Raw genomic sequence first — 17,767 nt, 5'->3', positions numbered from 1 at the left:
ACATTATCAATTTTAATCAATTAATTTCACAAACACGCCCTTTTTTTTAATATTTTCGATGAACTGGCTTTTTTAGTGCTTGAAATGACGATTTCCGGTAAAGACCATTGCAATCCCGTTTTCATTGCAATAATTAATCGACAATTCATCCTTGATGGATCCACCTGGCTGAACAACAGCATTGACTCCTTCGTTCCCTGCAATTTCCACACAATCCGGGAAGGGGAAGAAAGCATCTGAAGCCATTACAGCATCCTGTAAATCAAATTTAAATGACTTCGCTTTGTGAATGGCCTGTACCAACGCATCAACACGTGATGTCTGTCCTGTCCCACTGGCAAGCAACTGCTTGTTTTTTGCTAAAACGATAGTGTTTGACTTGGTGTGCTTCACTAGTTTGTTGGCAAATTCCAAATCTTCCATCTGGGAAGCAGTTGGTACACTTGATGTTTTCGATTCGAAATCTTCTTTTTTATCTGAAATAAAATCTTTATCCTGCTCCAACACTCCATTCAGAATGGTTCTGAATTGACGGGCCGGTAACTCAACCGGTTTCTGACGCAAAATGATTCTGTTCTTTTTACTTTTTAAAACCTCCAGAGCGGCTTCTTCAAAGTCCGGAGCAATAACAACCTCGCAAAATAACTCGTTGATATCTCCTGCAGTTTCCGCATCAATTTTAGTGTTTGCAATCAGTATTCCACCAAAAGCAGAAACAGGATCTCCTGCAAGCGCATCCTTATACGCTTCTCTTATCGAAGAACGAGTTGCTAATCCACAAGCATTGTTGTGTTTCAAAATGGCAAATGTTGGTCCGTCATTTTTAAACTCTTCCATCAGGTTTACCGCCGCATCAACATCTAACAGGTTATTGTATGACAATTCTTTCCCGTGAAGTTTGTCAAAGATGGCGCCCATATCCCCATGGAAAATTCCCTTTTGGTGTGGATTTTCTCCGTAACGCAACACCTGAGAGTCCTGAATACTTTGTTTAAACAACTCCTTTTCTCCCTGATTAAAATATCGGAAAATATGTGTGTCGTAATGAGAGGAAACGTTAAATGCGTCTCTTGCAAAAGACTTTCTTTGTTCCAATGTTGTCTCTCCATTCTGCTTTTCTAGGATTTCAACAAACTCACTATACTGATCAACAGAAGGTATAATTACCACATCTTTGTAGTTCTTGGCAGCAGCTCGAATAAGAGAAATTCCTCCTATGTCAATTTTTTCAATAATTGCCGCTTGATCTGCTCCGGAAGCAACTGTTTTCTCAAAAGGATACAGGTCAACGATCACCAGGTCAATTTCCGGGATTTCATACTCAGCAATTTGTTGCTGATCATCTGCTAAATCACGGCGATTTAAAATTCCTCCAAACACCTTTGGGTGCAAAGTTTTTACTCTCCCTCCCAAAATAGAAGGATACGAAGTAAGATCTTCGACAGGAACTACATTCACTCCCAGGTCTTCGATAAATGCCTGAGTACCTCCTGTCGAGTATATTGTAACCTGATTTTTAGCTAATTCCCGGATGATTGGTTCCAATCCAGCTTTGTCAAAAACTGAAATTAAAGCGCTTTTGATTTTCTTTGAGTCTGCCATAATGATACTGCCTGCTTTTAAAGAACGCAAAATTAGCACATTCTAACGGTAATTAAAAGCATTGATGAAAAAGAAAATCCGCGAATTTCGTCTCTCCGGAGAAACAAATCTCTACTGTCAAAAACAAGTTGGTTTTCAGGCCTCTTCCTGAGACGAAAAATAATGCTCTGCCAACTTCAGATCTTTCTGGGTAGTTATCTTACTATTCTCATCATTGCCTTCTACTGTATGAATAGAATACCCTCTGTTTTCAACAACTGAAGCATCGTCCGTAAAAGTCGAATCGTACGGTTGATTATACGATTCAATAAGGATCTTTCGGGTAAATACCTGAGGAGTCTGAACGATATAGTATTCGCTTCTGTCCAGACTCATACTACCTTGTTCAGTAACCTTCCGGATCGACTGACTAACCGGAACCACAGGAACTGCCGCATGATGAATTTGTGCACTTTCAAACACTCGTTTTATGGTTTCATTACTTACCATCGGTCGTACACCATCATGAATAGCTATCAACTCTCCTGTTGCGTGATTAACCGCATTTTTCACCGAATGGAATCGCTCCTCTCCTCCTGTAACAACTCTATGAACCAATGTAAAATCATATTCTCCACACAATTTTTGCCAGTACTCCTCCCACTCCTTCGGAAGTGTCAATATAAATTCCAATCCCGGATCAAACGCATAGAATGCTTCCATCGTGTGCATCAAAACCGGCTTTCCTGCAACTGGCAAAAATTGCTTGGGAACAGCTCCTCCCATTCGTTTTCCGATACCTGCAGCGGTAATGATAACTGAATTATGCATAGTAATTGATTTTCAATGTGAATATACGAAAAAAGCGGCTCGCTAATTGCGAACCGCCTTCTGATCTTATACGCTAATCTTTTACAGAATTAACATTGCGTCTCCGTATGAATAGAAACGATATTTTTCCTTAATTGCTTCCTGATATGCTTCCATCATTAACTCATGTCCGCAAAAAGCAGAAATCATCATAAGCAATGTAGAAAGTGGTGTATGGAAGTTGGTAATCAGACAATCCGCAATGCTAAAATCATAAGGAGGGAAAATAAATTTATTTGTCCAACCGTCAAACGGCTTCAACAACCCTTCTGTAGACACAGATGTCTCAATAGCACGCATGGAAGTGGTACCTACCGCACACACCTTTTTCTTTGCTAATTTTGCTTTATTTACCTTGTCAGCACATTGTTCCGAAATAACAACCTGCTCAGAGTCCATCTTGTGTTTGGTAAGGTCTTCCACTTCAACCGTACGGAATGTTCCCAAACCGATATGAAGCGTAACTTCAGCAAAATCAATCCCCTTAATCTCCAAACGCTTCAATAGTTCACGTGAAAAATGTAGCCCGGCCGTTGGTGCAGCAACTGCCCCTTCAACTTTTGCATAAATCGTCTGATAACGATCTTCATCTTCAGGAACAACGTCTCGTTTTATATATTTCGGCAAGGGTGTTTCACCTAACTCGGTAATTTTCTTTTTAAATTCTTCGTAAGGTCCGTCGAATAAAAAGCGAAGTGTACGACCACGGGATGTTGTATTATCAATTACCTCAGCAACCAATGATTCATCTTCTCCGAAATACAATTTGTTTCCAATACGGATTTTTCTTGCCGGATCAACCAATACATCCCACAAAAGACTTTCGCGGTTCAATTCACGAAGCAGGAATACCTCAATCTTCGCTCCAGTTTTTTCCTTGTTTCCGTACATTCTGGCAGGAAAAACACGCGTATTATTCATTATCATTACATCTCCGTCATCAAAATATTCTATGATATCTTTAAACAGACGATGCTCTATTTTTCCTGTGTCGCGGTGCACGACCATCAAGCGTGATTCATCTCTATTATCAGAAGGAAACTCAGCGATAAGCTCTTCTGGCAAATCAAACTTGAATTCGGACAATTTCATTTTCATGCCGCCAAAATTTTTATGTTGTTCAAACTACTACAACCGCAATGGGTAAAAAGTCTGCAAAGGTACAAAAAAAGATGACCTATTTCAAGTATTTGGCGCAGAATCAATCAGCGCGATCCATTCTTCGACGGTTTTCGCCTGTTCCACATCAAAATTTCCGGACTTAGTCCTTCTCAATGCAACCAGTGTTCCCAAAGAATCAACCGCTTTTCCAAAATCTGAAGCGAGACTTCGTATATAGGTTCCTTTTGAGCATACTACCCGAAAATCAATTTCCGGGAAACGTGTACTATCAATTTCAAAATCAGTAATTTCTACCCTGCTTTTCTTTACTTCAACCTCTTTGCCAGCTCTCGCCAGGTCATACGCGCGTTTCCCGTCTATTTTTTTTGCCGAGAAAATCGGTGGTGTCTGTAATTGCTCACCTAAAAAACTTTTTCGGGCTTCCTCTAAAAGCTCTTTAGTAATATGCGCAACAGGTGCTTCATTATCATACTGTGTTTCCAGATCAAATGAGGGAGTTGATTTACCCAAAAGAATAGTTCCCGTATATTCTTTCTTGTCTGCCATCAGTTCCTCAATTCGCTTCGTATTCTTCCCTGTACAGATAAGTAATAACCCGGAAGCTAAAGGGTCCAGCGTTCCGGCATGACCCACTTTTATTTTTTTGATTCCCAGTTTTTTCCGGATGTGCCAGCGTAGTTTATTTACAACATCAAAAGAGGTCCAGTGTAACTCTTTATCAACTAACAAAAACTCTCCTGTCTGGAAATCAAATGTACGTTCTAATGAATTCAAAATTATGCGGTAACTATATTAATGTAAGAACAATGCTGATCAGCCCTGCAGCAAAACAATAGTAACTGAAATACTTTAATTGGCTTTTCTTTACCAGTGAAATCATCCAGGTACAGGCTATTACTCCAACAATAAATGCGGCTATAAAACCAGCCGTCAGCGGCAACATTGACCCAACTCCTTCACTAAAGGCTCCGTCAAGAACATCCTTTGCCATTTTACCGAGAATAAGAGGAACAACCATTAAAAAAGAAAATCGTGCAGCACGTGACTTATCCACCCCCAACAAGACTGAAGTAGCAATTGTCGCTCCGGAGCGCGATATTCCAGGTAAAATAGCTATTGCCTGAGCAATTCCAATTATGATGGACGAACCAAATGACACCTGCTTATCGGTCACTCTTGCTCTGTCCGCCAAAAACAATAATAGCCCGGTAACTCCTAACATAGCACCCACCAAAAGAATTTGTCCGTTAAACAACTGCTCAATCTCATCATTGAATAACACCCCCACTACGGCAGCAGGAATCATCGACAAAAGGATTTTTAGGGAAAAGAAAAACTCTTCATTCAACCTGAATTGAAATAAGCCCCGGATAATTTGGAGTAGATCTTTACGGAACACAACAATAGTACTCAAAGCCGTTGCACCGTGAACCACAACCGTAAATTGCATACTTTCGGAAGGCATCGCTTCAGAACCAAACAAGGCTTTTCCTATCTCAAGATGTCCGGAACTACTTACCGGAAGAAATTCGGTTAATCCCTGAATTATACCAAGGATTATAGCTTCTATAAGTGACATGTATTGTTACTATTTCTTGTGGCTGGATTTCATGATAGCATACAGCATAATGATATACCCGACCACCACTAATATCGGTGCAAGAGTTATACGAAGCGGACTGAACAGTTCGTCTTCATTAAACTGTGAGAAATCTTCCGAAGCTCCTCCAATCATCAAAACAAAACCTAGAATATTAACAGCCAGACCGATAATCAGCCAGATGTAGTTTGGTTTCGTAAATGCAAACTCTATTGTTGGTTTATTACTCATATCTGTTCTTTTATCCTGAATGAAAGCACTAATTTAGTACAAATCGTCGAGTTTCATTCGCAAATATTTGTTAAGAGCAATAATCGTCGAAAAAACACTGATCAGAATTCCCATCACCACAATTGCACCGAATACTTTCAATAACACCATTATATCCAATAAATCTGAAATATTGAGCAGAAATTCATTTGTCAGGTGAATAATTGCCATCAACAAGCCCATACCAATTATAGCAGCAAAAATTCCCTGAAAGAATGACTGCACAATAAACGGACGTCTTATAAACCCTGCCGTTGCACCCACAAGCTGCATAGTCTTTATGATAAAGCGTTTCGAGTACAATGCCAGACGTATGGTGTTATTAATCATGGCAAAAGCAATCAACAGTAGTAAGCCGGCAATGACTAATATTATATAAGCGATCCTGTCGAAACCGATATTTACATCCTGCAACGACTCTCTGTTAAGGTTAAAATCGGTAATTGCAGGAAAAGCTTCAGTCAGTTTTACGCGCAAAGCTTCCATGGAGTCTTCATTTGCATAATCTGCTTTCGGATGGAAACTAATACTTGGAGGAATTGGAATTTCTCCATCAATAACAGAAAGATCAAACCCTGCCCCGGCTAACGAATCTCCGGTTTGCAGAGTAATCTCTTCAAACTCTTCCCAGGCTCTTTCGGAAGAAACATATTTCACCGATTTTACTTCGGGGTAGTTCTCCATTTCCCTGGCAATTAATTTAATATCATCCTGTGTTTTTTCAGCTGAAAAAAACAAATCCACCTGAATCTGTTCCTTAACATTCTCTTTCAAACCGGCCAGACCCAGTACAATTGCCAGTACAACACCCAACATCGTCAGAACAAGAGAGATTCCAACTACTGTGGAAACATAACTCGTTTGCAATCCGCGTCTGCTGTATTTTTTTCCTACCTGTGACATTAGTACGAAAGTAGGAAATTCACAGGACTCTTATTTATTTCTTATTCGTTTTTTGATAACACACCATCGTTGAAAATGAAAAATAAATTAAATACCATGGTAAGTATCAAAAGAATTTCTCTATATTTGTGTATCTTTTTAAGAAATAAAATAATATCGCTATGAAGAAAGTATTTTTAAGCATGTTCGTTTTGGCTGCTTTGGCATCCACTTCCTGCTCAGGAGAAGTAGCAAATGAGGAATCAGCTACAGAAGAGAAAGCTGTTGAGAAAACTACGTATACAGTTGACTCTGAAGCAACAACTCTTGAATGGACAGGTCATTACCTGATCGGAGAAGATGTAGATCACTCTCACACCGGGACGGTAAAAGTTGCTTCCGGAACAGTTGTAATGGAGGGAGACAAGTTTGTAGAAGGTTCATTTACTATGGACATGACTACATTGAATGAGCCTAATCCGATGAGTGAGGAAATGGGACAGAAGTTTATTGGTCACATGAACTCTGCTGATTACTTTAATACTGCAGAATTCGGAAAGTCTACATTCACACTAAAGTCTCTTGACAAAGATGGGATGACAGGAACACTTTCTGTAATTGGATTGGAAATGGACGTTGATGTTCCTGCTACTGTAACTATTACGGAAAGCGGAATCACTGCGGCAGGAGAATTTACACTAGACATCGCATCATTAAACCTTCCTGGTTTAGCGATTGATCCTGAAAACCCGGATCAGCGTGTTTCTCCAAAAGTGGATTTCAAATTGAATCTTACTATGACCAAATAATCTGGTATAGATGTTGAACAAAAAAGGCGGTTTCTCAACCGCCTTTTTTTATTTACTCAACATAACTTAATTTCAACATATTTGAGTTCCCCTGTTCTTCTATCGGCATAGAAGCAATATTGATAACGAGGTCTCCCTCTTCAAGCAATCCTTCTTTTTTAAGAATATACTTAATGTCTGCTATCGTGTGATCGGTACTTACCATCTTGTCGTAATAGAACCCACGCACTCCCCAAACTAGGTTAAGCTGCGTCAGAATCTGGCGGTTTCCGGTAAACACAAAAATAGTTGCTTTGGGACGTTGTGAAGAAATTTTATACGCTGTATAACCGGAAAAGGTCATTGTTATTACTCCTTTTGCCTCTACACGTTGCGCCAAACGACAAGCGTTAAAACAAACCGAATCCGAAATAAACCGGTTTTGATTCTTCTCCGGTACTTCTTCCTTATTATAAATTCCTTCAAAGGATTCCATCTCGGTAACAATCTGCGACATGGCTTCAATCACTTTTACCGGAAACTTACCGACAGATGTTTCTCCGGAAAGCATTACCGCATCTGCTCCGTCCAGAACAGCATTTGCCACGTCATTCACCTCTGCCCGTGTAGGTGAAATATTGGTTATCATACTTTCCATCATCTGCGTAGCGACAATAATTGGCTTGGCATGTTGCAGACATTTTCGAATCAGCATTTTTTGAATCAATGGTACTTTCTGCATCGGAATCTCTACCCCAAGATCCCCACGTGCTACCATAAGTCCATCACTGGTTCGTACGATTTCATCAATATCCTCAAGAGCTTCCGGTTTTTCAATCTTCGCAATCACTCTTGCGTTACTTCTTCCTACAGAAATAATATGCTTCAGTTCAATTATATCTCGCGCAGAACGAACAAAGGAAAGCCCGATCCAATCCACATTATGGCTTAATGCAAAATCCAGATCCAATCGATCCTTCTCCGTAAGAGAAGGAAGTGATATCCGCGTATTCGGGAGGTTCACACCTTTGTTCGAGGAAAGAATACCACCGTGCACAACTTTTGTAGTTACATTTTTCTTCCCATCTGATTTCACAACTTCAACAACTAGTTTTCCGTCATCCATCAGGATTGTCTCCCCAGGTTTTACATCAGTTGGCAGGTTTTCGTACGAGATACTAACCTTTTCTTTAGTCCCAAGGCACTTATCCGTTGTAAATATTAATTCTTCACCCTGAACCAATTCAACTGCGTTGTTCTCAACTTCTCTTACACGGATTTTAGGTCCTTGTAAATCTGCAAGAACAGCTACGTTCAACCCCATTTCATCGTTTAAACCACGAATCGTTTCTATCACAGCCGCGTGATCATCATACGAACCGTGTGAGAAGTTAATCCGGCACACATTTACCCCTTTTAGGATCATTTCTTTCAGAACTTCTCTGGAAGAAGATGCAGGACCAATGGTTGCCACTATTTTTGTTTTTTTCATACTTTCTTTATTTGTCTCTCCGGTGTAGTACCGAAAATCATATTATTCAAATATCACTAATTGTTCACAGGACTTTATCGATTCCGGATCATAAGAAAAAGCTGTCACAACAGCAGGAACTTTACGAATACGGGCTAATAAATCCTCCATTTCAAACACAAAGTTATCTTTTACGAAGATAAAGAAATCAATTTGCGATAATTCCGGCAACAGAAATTTGCCTTGTGCCTTATTCTTAATAAAAAGATAATCTATACCATTCTCTTCATCACAGAAAGTGTACGTACTATGCTCTGACACAAACACACCCTTTTTTGTGTAATTTGCGTAGTATTCCTCTGATTTTTGAAACGCCCAGTTCAGATGATGATTCAGTTCCCATATCACCCGGTAATCCTGATGATGTGAACATACTCCAATGAGCTCATATTCAAAATCACTTTCAATCTGTAATGTATACTTCGCCATTACGAACGAAATTACCCAAATTCTTTGAATAAAACACTAGATTTCGCCCATCAAAACCAGGGTCTCTTTTGCTGCTTCCTGCTCGGCAGCTTTTTTGGAGGTTCCCGTCCCTCTTCCGTAGGCCAGCCGGTTGATAATTACCTGAGAAGTGTACACCCAATGTGACCCCTCGTTAGATTCCGAAATGATCTCAAATTCAAGTTCCAACTTATTTTTCTGCGCCCAAATGAACAATTTGCTCTTAAAATCAATTTCCTCTTCCAGTGTCTTTGAGAGATCAATGTAATTCCGGAAAATATATTGTTCAATGATGCTCTTCGCTTTATCAAATCCGGCATCCAGATATACCGCTCCGATTAACGCTTCCAGCGCATTCCCTTGTAACGTAGATAAATTAATTGAACGTCCTTTGTTGTACTTCAGGACAGTTGCAATTTCCATTGCCTCTCCCAATTCCGCGAGAGTTTTACGACTAACCAGTTTAGACTTTACCTTTGTAAGGTAGCCTTCATCCTCGTCCGGAAATTTATGGAATAAGAAATTAGCTATTACTGCATCCAGAATTGCATCACCTAAATACTCAAGACGTTCATTACTGGGATCGTTGGAAAGATTACTATAAGACTTATGCGTTAACGCCTCCTTAAAAAGTTCCAGGTTTTTAGGACGGTATCCGAAACGAATGAGGATAAACTTAATCAGCTGTAAATCCTTATCCGATTTTTGATTTTTCTCAAATAGTTTTTTCCAAAACAAGTTTGCTAAGCCTTAAATTTCTTTACAATAACTGATGTATTGTGTCCACCGAAACCGAATGTATTCGAAAGTGCCGCGTTCACGGTTCGCTTTTGAGCGGTGTTGAATGTGAAATTCAAAGCATTATCAATGTCCGGATCATCCGTAAAATGGTTGATAGTCGGTGGAACAATGTCGTGCTTAACGGACATAATACAGGCAATTGCCTCTATTGCTCCCGCAGCACCTAACAAGTGTCCTGTCATTGATTTAGTAGAAGAGATGTTAAGTTGATATGCGTGCTCTCCGAAAACTGCTTTGATCGCTTTTGTTTCAGCGACGTCTCCCAAAGGAGTAGACGTTCCGTGAACATTAATGTAGTCGATTTCTTCCGGATTCATTCCGGCATCTTCCAACGTGGATTTCATTACGTTGATTGCTCCTAACCCTTCTGGGTGTGGTGCTGTCATATGGTATGCGTCAGCGGACATTCCTCCTCCGGCAACTTCTGCATAAATTTTTGCTCCGCGGGCTACGGCATGCTCATATTCTTCAAGAATAATTGCACCGGCTCCCTCACCTAAAACAAATCCATCACGATCCTTATCAAAAGGACGAGAGGCTGTTTTCGGATCATCATTACGCGTCGAAAGTGCTTTCAGGGCATTAAATCCACCTATACCTACATCGTTTACTCCTGCTTCAGATCCACCTGTAATCATAATCTCCGCCTTACCAAGACGGATAAGATTATAGGCATCAATCAAAGCATTCGTAGAGGATGCACAAGCTGACACTGTACAATAGTTAGGCCCTCTGAATCCATATTTAATGGAAATGTGACCTGCTGCAATATCAGCAATCATTTTCGGAATAAAGAACGGATTAAAACGAGGTGTTCCATCACCACTGAAATAGTTCTGACACTCGTCCTGAAACGTCTTTAAACCACCAATACCAGATCCCCAGATTACTCCGGCACGATCCACATTGATTTTTTCAAGATCAAAATTTGCATCAGCCATAGCTTCCTCTACGGAAACCATGGCATATTGTGCAAATTGATCTAATTTTCTTGCTTCTTTTCTGTCAATGTAGTCTTCTACATTGAAGTCTTTCACCTCACAGGCAAACTGAGTTTTAAACTTGGAAGCGTCAAACTGTTGTATGGGCGCAGCACCACTGACTCCTTGTGTTAAGCCATTCCAATATGCTTCAAGATTATTCCCAATTGGGGTAAGTGCACCTAAACCAGTTACAACAACGCGCTTTAACTCCATAGTCAAAATTTAAAAATCAGTCCTGATCAGTTAAAAAGCTGATTACTTCGCGTTTTCTTCAATGTAAGAAATCGCATCACCAACAGTTTGTATTTTCTCTGCTTGATCATCTGGAATAGCGATATTGAATTCTTTTTCGAATTCCATGATCAATTCTACAGTATCCAAAGAATCTGCACCTAGGTCATTTGTGAAGCTCGCCTCATTGTTTACTTCAGACTCTTCAACACCTAACTTGTCTACGATAATAGATACTACTCTTGATTTGATATCAGACATTTCTTTCTATTTAAGGATTAATTCAGCCGCAAAGAAATAATATCTCAACCAAAAAACAAAATTTTCATGCGAATATTGCTTGGGGAAATTGTTAATATTTCTGCCTTTCCTTTCCCTGTTAATTACAAATTGCCTGAATTTTGAGGTGTTTGAATGATTAATTTCTGATGCGTGCATTACAATTCGTCTCATTACCTGTCGGTTGCGCTTTTTACGGAGCAATCGAATATTTACCACATAAACAGTTCTTTAATTGCCTTATCACCCCAGGGGCTACCGGCGAACCGTTTCGATAGTTCCTCTATCATTTCAATTTCCGTAAGACTCTTGTTGGTCTTGAACTTTGGTAAAACCTGCTGAAAATCCGGCTCAAGTTCTTCCACTTTTGTCGCAAAGTAGACTACCCCGCCGTCTTCCGTCGCCAAACCAAGTATAGCCCCCGGTAGTCCAAGATAAGATTCAGGACCAACGGATGGAAGGATGGCATCCGTATACCAAAGATAAATACGTATAGAATCATTCTGATCAAAACGTACCATTTGGCAATTGTACCCCGCTATTTCCCTTTTCTTAGGAATTATCTTATACGTTCTGTGTTTTAATGTGTCCGCTACCACGACTTCCTCCCCCCAAACGTTCAGGAGACTGTATCGCTGATCCCGTTGAAGATAAGAAATCACTTTATTCCTCACCGTGGTCCAATTGCTTCGGTCGTTCATATTGATCTCTTCCGGAAGAAAGACACTCATCGTATCATTAAAGTACAAATAAAACATATCGTACTTATACTTCTCGTCGCCGATCCACCTTCTCATTTCCTGATCCGGGAACTTTTTATGGAGGTTTGTCTTTCGCTCAAAAGTAATTTTACCTGCGTGAATCTGCCCTTCAGAATATCCTACAGAAAAGAGAAAACAGGACAAAAGAACAAAACCTAATCTATTAAAATTCTTCATCACTATCTACAGCTTTTATTTTGTTCTTAAAGTTATACGTAAGTTTTACCAGGAAATATCGGCTGATAATCTGGGTACGGTTGTCCACAATGATGTTGGTTTGAATGTTCCTTGACGCCGTAATATTCTGGTTCAGTAAATCGTTCGCACGCAATTCAAGCACAAGGTTTTCGTCTTTCAGGAAATTCTTTTTCACGGACACATCCCAAATGAAGTAGTTCAGATTAAATCCATCAGCCCGCTGACTCTGAATCACATACCTTGCTTCAGTTGCAAGTGTAATATTCCAGAAAATATCCCAGGCAAAGTTGACGTTATAATTGTGGGTGAAATAGGGTTGATTGGCTCCCGAATTTAATGTACTGTTAGGGGCGTTGTAATTGATAGATCCTCCAATTTCAAAAAACAAAGAATCTTTATCAAACACAAGATCAAGTCCTCCACCCACTGAATTGTTGATCGTTCGGTTATCCAAACCGTTAATTTTATTGTTGATTGAACTTATTCCCGCATTTGCATTTATATTCATCTTAAGTAATTGCTTATACAGAGGAATCCCTGTTCCGGCATACACATTACCAAAGTAATTATTATCGACATTTATCGACTGACTCACTGTTCTACCATACTGATCATATAGCAAAGAGCTGGAGAAAGCATTATTAATATAACTAAAGTATGCACCTGCCCATGTGTAAAATCCAGTAATCGGTTTGAATAAGTGGTAATTTAACCTCATCGTATGTGTATAAGTCGGCTTCAGATCCGGATTACCTACTACTATTCGGTTTGGATTTGTATTGTCCTGTAACGGCTGCAGCTGGCTTATTGACGGCAATTGGGCATCTGTATTATAATTAAAATTCAGCCGGCTGTTTTGCTTTATTTTATAGGCATACCGGAATCCGGGTAATAGGTTGTTGACATTTTGTTTAAAGCTGTCTCCTGTAAACAAATTGAAATTATCCATTTGCGTATTCCGCACTCTTGCACCTAAACGGACCAAATGCTTCGGGTTTTCAAAACGCACAAATGCACCTCCGAAGTTAATCATCTGTTCATTTTCAAAACTGTTCGAAAACAAGGAGTCTAACTCATTATACTCCTCTCCGATCAGATTAAACGAAGAACGCGATTGATCGGTTTTAAACTGGTTGAACTGATATTCAAATTCCAGTCGCCAAAGTTTGGAAAGAGGTTCATGATATGAAACCCGAGCCAAATGACCGGCCCCCTCAAGGTTCCCCGTTTTCTTTTGATTAAACGACTGAATCGTTGAGTCCATGAACGTCAAACCGCTACTTGACTCCAATACTCCTTCCAATGTGTTTTTCTTGTAATCAAACTGATAGGTCACCTCCAGTTTCCTGAATCGTTTCTTGAACAACCTTGTCAGTTTAGCAATATTGGAAAAAGACATTTCTTCAGAACCCGTTTCATTCAGAACATTTGTCTCGCTAAACGAATTTCTGTCAGCATCAAAGAACTCTGTTGTACTTTCACTGCGTTGTGTTGTCTTGTTGAACTGAAAACGGGGTTTAATCTCCAGTGTTGTCAACGAATCAAACTTTTGTTCAAACCCAATGTTGGCAATATGCTGTTGCAAACGATTTCTATCCGATCCTGTATCATCTGTTGAATACGTTGTATCCACAAGGAAATACTGAGTTGTTTTGTTCGTGTTGGCGATAACCTGATTGTCATTGTAGGTATAATTAGCTGACAACTTTGTTTTTTCTCCGATCTTATCCGAAAAATAAAACCCGCCTTTCAGAGATTGGGGAAGACCATCTCTGGGTGTACTTCCAATAAATGTCCAGTTTCCATCTTCATCTATGATGTTCTGGCGTTCATTATCCAAACCATACTGATTAATGTCCGACCAACTGAATCCTGAGTTCGGAGTATTGGTTGCCTGACCGAAAACGGAAATTTTAAGGTCTTTATTGAACACACTTGCTAACGCTTCTCCCTCATAGAATTTCTGGAAGTCAGAACCTGCCGCAATACGCCCGAAGTATCCTTTCTTAGCTTCGTCTTTCAGTTTCAGGTTCATTATTTGTACCGTCTCTGTACTTCCACTCTCAGCATTCTCACTTTCTTTCTCGTACACCTCCACTGACTCTACGGCTCTGGCTCCAAGATTACGTGTAGCAATAAGAGGATCCGAACCAAAAAACTCATCCCCATCCACGAGCACTTTTTCAACATCTTTTCCCTGAGACTTTATCTTTCCATCCTTATCGACTTCTACTCCCGGTAGTTTTTTCAATAAATCTTCTACCACAGCATTAGGCTTCACATTAAATGAGTCCGCCACATACACGAGCGTATCTCCTCTATAGTAAATGGGATCTTTGCTGGCAAAAATTACAACCTCCCTGATTTCCTTTGTTTTCTCCAACGGAATTATATTGGGAATATGAAATTCATAATTGTCCTCACTTCCGAACATATAAAAAGACTGATCCAGAAATTTTGGATGCGTAATTAGTAACTCAACCGTGTCAATATCCAGATTTGTAAATTCAAATCTTCCCTGAAGATCGGTCCGGGTATAATCTAATAAAACAGAATCCCTGATCCTGATAATTACTGCAGAGGCATTATATAGTGGCTTATTATTTAAGGTATCATTGATAACACCGGAAATTTTCATTTTATCCTGCCCAACCGATACAAAGGAGATCAATAACGCAATAAATAAAAGAAAGCGTTTCGTAAACAACATGAAAATCTGTTTTTTATGTAGAATACGAAGTTAGAAGAAAGTTACAGGTCTGTTAAAAAAAAAGTATGAGCGGTTCAGAATCGTGATTATCTCATTTTTATTCCGGATTGGGTTTCTACACCACTCAACAATATATTATTCCTCCCATCATCTTTTCTGTTTCTTCCCCCTTTCTTTTGTATAAAGTTTGGCCGGATTCTTGTATTTTAGTGGTCTAAATTAAAATAACTATGAAAAGATTAATTGGTTTGGCATTTGCGGCCCTATTTGTTTTCACAGCAAATGCACAGGAGGGGCACCTGAAATATACAATCGATATTCAAGGTGATGATCCCCAGGTAGAAATGATGAAGAGCTTCTTTACTGATGCAACAATGGAAATTTTCTATTCGGAAGATTTTTCGAGAGTAGACACGAAAATGGGTAGTATGATGAATACTACTATGATCACAGACCTTAAGAAGGAGGAAACTCTGACCCTTATGTCAGGTATGATGGGAAAAATAGCTACGCGTTCAACACTTGACGAGCTTAGTGCAGAAGAAGGAGAGGAAGAAGCAGAAGAGGAAGTTGATCTGGACATCGAATTGATTGATGAGAGCAAAGAAATTGCAGGGTTGAACTGTAAGAAAGCTATCCTTACTACAGAAGAAGGTCAGGAATTAGAAATGTGGTATACAGAAGATATCCAAATCAGCGACAAAAGAGGTTTGAACATGGCAAACCAGAAAGGTGTCCCTGGTTTCCCGGTTGAATTCAGTATGCAACAAGGACCTATGATTATGGCTTTCTCTTTGACAGAATACAACAAAAAAATCAAAGGGAAAGATTTGTTCGATATGACTATTCCGGAAGGTTACGTTGAAAAGTCAGCAGAAGAATTGAAGCAAATGGGACAGGGACGATAAACCCGGGTTCTAAACAATAACAAAAGGAGCGTAGTACTACGCTCCTTTTGTTATTACTCTTTTTCGGTATTGTCTTTATGCAAACTGGTCGTATGCTGCAGCAAGGTGTTCACCGATCATTTCTGCTGTACGTCCTTCTATATGATGACGCTCAATGAAATGAACTAACTTTCCGTCTTTAAACAATGCTATAGATGGAGAAGAGGGAGGATAAGGAAGAAAATATTTTCTCGCCTGTTCAACTGCTTCACGATCCACACCTGCAAACACGGTGTATAGTTTTGCCGGTTTCTTGGCATTATTCAATGAAAGCTTAACTCCCGGACGCATACTTCCGGCTGCACAACCACAAACAGAATTTACCACTACCATGGCTAATCCCTCTTTATCGGTCAATGCTTTATCAACCTCCTCAGACGTCAATAACTCTGTGAAACCATTATCTACAAGATCCCTTTTCATTGGGGCAACTAATTCTGGAGGATACATATCTTTCTATTTTTAAATTCTACACAAAATTAGAAATTATTCTATCGGAAACCTAAGAACAAAACTCACTCCATCATTGTTTGCAAATTCATACGTTCCGTCTATCTGTTGTGTAAGAGATTCTATCAACATCATACCAAGACTTTCATTGTCCTCCTGGTTTTGCTCTGTCGGCATTCCCTTCCCATTGTCTCGCACCATAAGATAAACAGAATTATTACTTCTTCTCACATCCACCTCTATTATCCCCTCTTTACCATCTGTAAAAGCATGCTTGATACTGTTGGTAATAACTTCGTTAACGATAAGCCCTACCGGAATTGCCCTGTCTATATCCAAAAAGATTTCATCGAGCCGGGTTCTCAACTGTATATTTTTGTTGACCACCAGAGTTCGGTGAATATCCTTTACGAGATCATCTACATATTCATGAAATGAAATCCGGCTGAGATCACCTGATTTATACAATTTTTCATGCACCATTGCCATTGAAATAACCCGGTTGGAACACTCTTGTAAAACCGCATCTACATTTGTTTCTTTCCCCAGATTTCTACTCAGATTCAACATTCCTGAAATTATAGCAAGGTTATTCTTTACCCTGTGATGCACTTCGGCAAGCAGAACTTCTTTATCCTTCAATACACTTCCCAATTGACTAAGGGTGTCTTCATTTGTTCTGAGCTGACTCGCTAATTGCTCCTTCCCAACAGCAGTCTTGGAATTATGCTGATACAATATATATACTGTTACCAGCAAACTCAACGCATAGTTGATGGTTTCCAAGGTTACATATTTATTGGAAGGAACTGCCGAACTACCAAAAAAACGATCTGTTGCAAAGATGAAAGCATGAATAAACACACTCAAAATCATGTGCACCCAAAACTCTATCTTATGTCTGGGTAGAGGATTGAGAAAGGAAATCCCGGCAATGATCGGAAAAATAAATGCCTGAGAACCTGTAGAATGCCCATACCCCAAATTAAAAACAACGATTGAAAAATTACATATATGAACCAGGACAGCGACGGCAACAAGACTATGTCCTGCTCTGTTTAACAATGGAACCATTGCCAGAAAGGGTAATGTAAAAAGAACGACCAGACCATAAATTCCATCATCAAGAAACAACCCGTAGATACCGGAAAAAAGAATAGTAATACCGGCAAATAATGTGTACAGGTTTATTGTTTTTAATCTCCGGACTTCTTCAAGTCTTTCCACCTTATTTTCAGACATTTTGCAGTACGTTTATCCTGGTTGTAGTCGGTTAAATGTAAGCAAAAAATCTAAGTTGGGACATTCTTAGCATA

18 protein-coding genes are annotated in these 17,767 nt (G+C 39.6%); 2 read left to right on the top strand and 16 right to left on the bottom strand.

The genetic code is table 11. The features are described from left to right. Positions 1-72: 72 nt before the first annotated feature. From purH to ABDZ97_RS01970, 7 genes are all read right to left on the bottom strand, one after another. Entirely contained in the window at positions 73-1,602 is a 1,530-nt protein-coding gene (purH, locus tag ABDZ97_RS02000) for a bifunctional phosphoribosylaminoimidazolecarboxamide formyltransferase/IMP cyclohydrolase (protein ID WP_343784558.1), read from the bottom strand. 135 nt (positions 1,603-1,737) lie between these two features. Next, positions 1,738-2,412: a 2-C-methyl-D-erythritol 4-phosphate cytidylyltransferase gene (locus ABDZ97_RS01995; RefSeq protein ID WP_343784556.1), complete on the bottom strand. Its 675-nt coding sequence runs from the start codon at positions 2,410-2,412 to the stop codon at positions 1,738-1,740. Positions 2,413-2,493: 81 nt separating this feature from the next. Beyond that, positions 2,494-3,543: a tRNA preQ1(34) S-adenosylmethionine ribosyltransferase-isomerase QueA gene (gene queA, locus ABDZ97_RS01990; RefSeq protein WP_343785673.1), complete on the bottom strand. Its 1,050-nt coding sequence runs from the start codon at positions 3,541-3,543 to the stop codon at positions 2,494-2,496. A gap of 90 nt (positions 3,544-3,633) precedes the next feature. Further along, the gene (gene truB, locus ABDZ97_RS01985; RefSeq protein WP_343784554.1) at positions 3,634-4,347 is read right to left on the bottom strand and encodes a tRNA pseudouridine(55) synthase TruB; all 714 of its coding nucleotides are present in this window, start codon (positions 4,345-4,347) and stop codon (positions 3,634-3,636) included. Between the two features lie 13 nt (positions 4,348-4,360). After that, positions 4,361-5,152, bottom strand: a complete 792-nt coding sequence (locus ABDZ97_RS01980) for an undecaprenyl-diphosphate phosphatase (RefSeq protein WP_343784552.1) — start codon at positions 5,150-5,152, stop codon at positions 4,361-4,363. A 9-nt stretch (positions 5,153-5,161) separates the two neighbouring features. Beyond that, a complete protein-coding gene (locus ABDZ97_RS01975) occupies positions 5,162-5,404 on the bottom strand; it encodes a DUF3098 domain-containing protein (protein WP_343784550.1) in 243 nt (80 codons plus the stop codon). Positions 5,405-5,437: 33 nt separating this feature from the next. Continuing rightward, entirely contained in the window at positions 5,438-6,346 is a 909-nt protein-coding gene (locus ABDZ97_RS01970) for a cell division protein FtsX (protein ID WP_343784547.1), read from the bottom strand. 161 nt (positions 6,347-6,507) lie between these two features. Here ABDZ97_RS01970 and ABDZ97_RS01965 point away from each other — a divergent pair, with 161 nt between their 5' ends. After that, positions 6,508-7,134 (top strand): YceI family protein, encoded by a 627-nt coding sequence (locus ABDZ97_RS01965; RefSeq protein ID WP_343784545.1) that lies wholly within the window; start codon positions 6,508-6,510, stop codon positions 7,132-7,134. 52 nt (positions 7,135-7,186) lie between these two features. Here ABDZ97_RS01965 and pyk read toward each other — a convergent pair whose 3' ends face one another. From pyk to ABDZ97_RS01930, 7 genes are all read right to left on the bottom strand, one after another. Further along, positions 7,187-8,605 carry a pyruvate kinase gene (pyk, locus tag ABDZ97_RS01960; RefSeq protein ID WP_343784543.1) on the bottom strand — a complete coding sequence of 473 codons (1,419 nt, stop codon included), beginning with the start codon at positions 8,603-8,605 and terminating at the stop codon, positions 7,187-7,189. 42 nt (positions 8,606-8,647) lie between these two features. After that, the gene (locus ABDZ97_RS01955; protein WP_343784541.1) at positions 8,648-9,073 is read right to left on the bottom strand and encodes an IPExxxVDY family protein; all 426 of its coding nucleotides are present in this window, start codon (positions 9,071-9,073) and stop codon (positions 8,648-8,650) included. 36 nt (positions 9,074-9,109) lie between these two features. Further along, positions 9,110-9,829, bottom strand: coding sequence for a ribonuclease III (gene rnc / locus ABDZ97_RS01950; protein WP_343784539.1), 720 nt, complete (start codon positions 9,827-9,829; stop codon positions 9,110-9,112). 5 nt (positions 9,830-9,834) lie between these two features. Continuing rightward, a complete protein-coding gene (fabF, locus tag ABDZ97_RS01945; RefSeq protein WP_343784538.1) occupies positions 9,835-11,088 on the bottom strand; it encodes a beta-ketoacyl-ACP synthase II in 1,254 nt (417 codons plus the stop codon). Positions 11,089-11,130: 42 nt separating this feature from the next. Beyond that, positions 11,131-11,367 (bottom strand): acyl carrier protein, encoded by a 237-nt coding sequence (locus ABDZ97_RS01940; RefSeq protein ID WP_343784537.1) that lies wholly within the window; start codon positions 11,365-11,367, stop codon positions 11,131-11,133. Between the two features lie 230 nt (positions 11,368-11,597). Continuing rightward, the gene (locus ABDZ97_RS01935; protein WP_343784536.1) at positions 11,598-12,323 is read right to left on the bottom strand and encodes a GLPGLI family protein; all 726 of its coding nucleotides are present in this window, start codon (positions 12,321-12,323) and stop codon (positions 11,598-11,600) included. After that, positions 12,310-15,054: a TonB dependent receptor gene (locus ABDZ97_RS01930; protein ID WP_343784534.1), complete on the bottom strand. Its 2,745-nt coding sequence runs from the start codon at positions 15,052-15,054 to the stop codon at positions 12,310-12,312. The genes ABDZ97_RS01935 and ABDZ97_RS01930 overlap by 14 nt, the downstream gene beginning before the upstream one ends. A 230-nt stretch (positions 15,055-15,284) precedes the next feature. Here ABDZ97_RS01930 and ABDZ97_RS01925 point away from each other — a divergent pair, with 230 nt between their 5' ends. Then, positions 15,285-15,962 (top strand): DUF4412 domain-containing protein, encoded by a 678-nt coding sequence (locus ABDZ97_RS01925; protein WP_343784532.1) that lies wholly within the window; start codon positions 15,285-15,287, stop codon positions 15,960-15,962. A 75-nt stretch (positions 15,963-16,037) separates the two neighbouring features. On the opposite strand, the gene ABDZ97_RS01920 is transcribed toward ABDZ97_RS01925, so the two are convergent. Both ABDZ97_RS01920 and ABDZ97_RS01915 read right to left on the bottom strand, forming a co-directional pair. Then, positions 16,038-16,451: a BrxA/BrxB family bacilliredoxin gene (locus ABDZ97_RS01920; RefSeq protein WP_343784530.1), complete on the bottom strand. Its 414-nt coding sequence runs from the start codon at positions 16,449-16,451 to the stop codon at positions 16,038-16,040. A gap of 36 nt (positions 16,452-16,487) precedes the next feature. Next, positions 16,488-17,693: a sensor histidine kinase gene (locus ABDZ97_RS01915; RefSeq protein WP_343784528.1), complete on the bottom strand. Its 1,206-nt coding sequence runs from the start codon at positions 17,691-17,693 to the stop codon at positions 16,488-16,490. Positions 17,694-17,767 lie beyond the last annotated feature (74 nt).

Source organism: Wandonia haliotis (assembly GCF_039523435.1).
GTDB lineage: Bacteria > Bacteroidota > Bacteroidia > Flavobacteriales_D > Crocinitomicaceae > Wandonia > Wandonia haliotis.
The sequence above is the reverse complement of the archived record's forward strand: the minus strand, read 5'-3'. Positions and strand labels throughout refer to the sequence as shown.

Coding starts and splice junctions, on each gene's coding strand:
- purH (WP_343784558.1), bottom strand. CDS start 1,602: ATGGCAGACTCAAAGAAAATCAAAAGCGCTTTAATTTCAGTTTTTGAC.
- ABDZ97_RS01995 (WP_343784556.1), bottom strand. CDS start 2,412: ATGCATAATTCAGTTATCATTACCGCTGCAGGTATCGGAAAACGAATG.
- queA (WP_343785673.1), bottom strand. CDS start 3,543: ATGAAATTGTCCGAATTCAAGTTTGATTTGCCAGAAGAGCTTATCGCT.
- ABDZ97_RS01980 (WP_343784552.1), bottom strand. CDS start 5,152: ATGTCACTTATAGAAGCTATAATCCTTGGTATAATTCAGGGATTAACC.
- ABDZ97_RS01975 (WP_343784550.1), bottom strand. CDS start 5,404: ATGAGTAATAAACCAACAATAGAGTTTGCATTTACGAAACCAAACTAC.
- ABDZ97_RS01970 (WP_343784547.1), bottom strand. CDS start 6,346: ATGTCACAGGTAGGAAAAAAATACAGCAGACGCGGATTGCAAACGAGT.
- ABDZ97_RS01965 (WP_343784545.1), top strand. CDS start 6,508: ATGAAGAAAGTATTTTTAAGCATGTTCGTTTTGGCTGCTTTGGCATCC.
- pyk (WP_343784543.1), bottom strand. CDS start 8,605: ATGAAAAAAACAAAAATAGTGGCAACCATTGGTCCTGCATCTTCTTCC.
- ABDZ97_RS01955 (WP_343784541.1), bottom strand. CDS start 9,073: ATGGCGAAGTATACATTACAGATTGAAAGTGATTTTGAATATGAGCTC.
- fabF (WP_343784538.1), bottom strand. CDS start 11,088: ATGGAGTTAAAGCGCGTTGTTGTAACTGGTTTAGGTGCACTTACCCCA.
- ABDZ97_RS01940 (WP_343784537.1), bottom strand. CDS start 11,367: ATGTCTGATATCAAATCAAGAGTAGTATCTATTATCGTAGACAAGTTA.
- ABDZ97_RS01935 (WP_343784536.1), bottom strand. CDS start 12,323: ATGAAGAATTTTAATAGATTAGGTTTTGTTCTTTTGTCCTGTTTTCTC.
- ABDZ97_RS01930 (WP_343784534.1), bottom strand. CDS start 15,054: ATGTTGTTTACGAAACGCTTTCTTTTATTTATTGCGTTATTGATCTCC.
- ABDZ97_RS01925 (WP_343784532.1), top strand. CDS start 15,285: ATGAAAAGATTAATTGGTTTGGCATTTGCGGCCCTATTTGTTTTCACA.
- ABDZ97_RS01920 (WP_343784530.1), bottom strand. CDS start 16,451: ATGTATCCTCCAGAATTAGTTGCCCCAATGAAAAGGGATCTTGTAGAT.
- ABDZ97_RS01915 (WP_343784528.1), bottom strand. CDS start 17,693: ATGTCTGAAAATAAGGTGGAAAGACTTGAAGAAGTCCGGAGATTAAAA.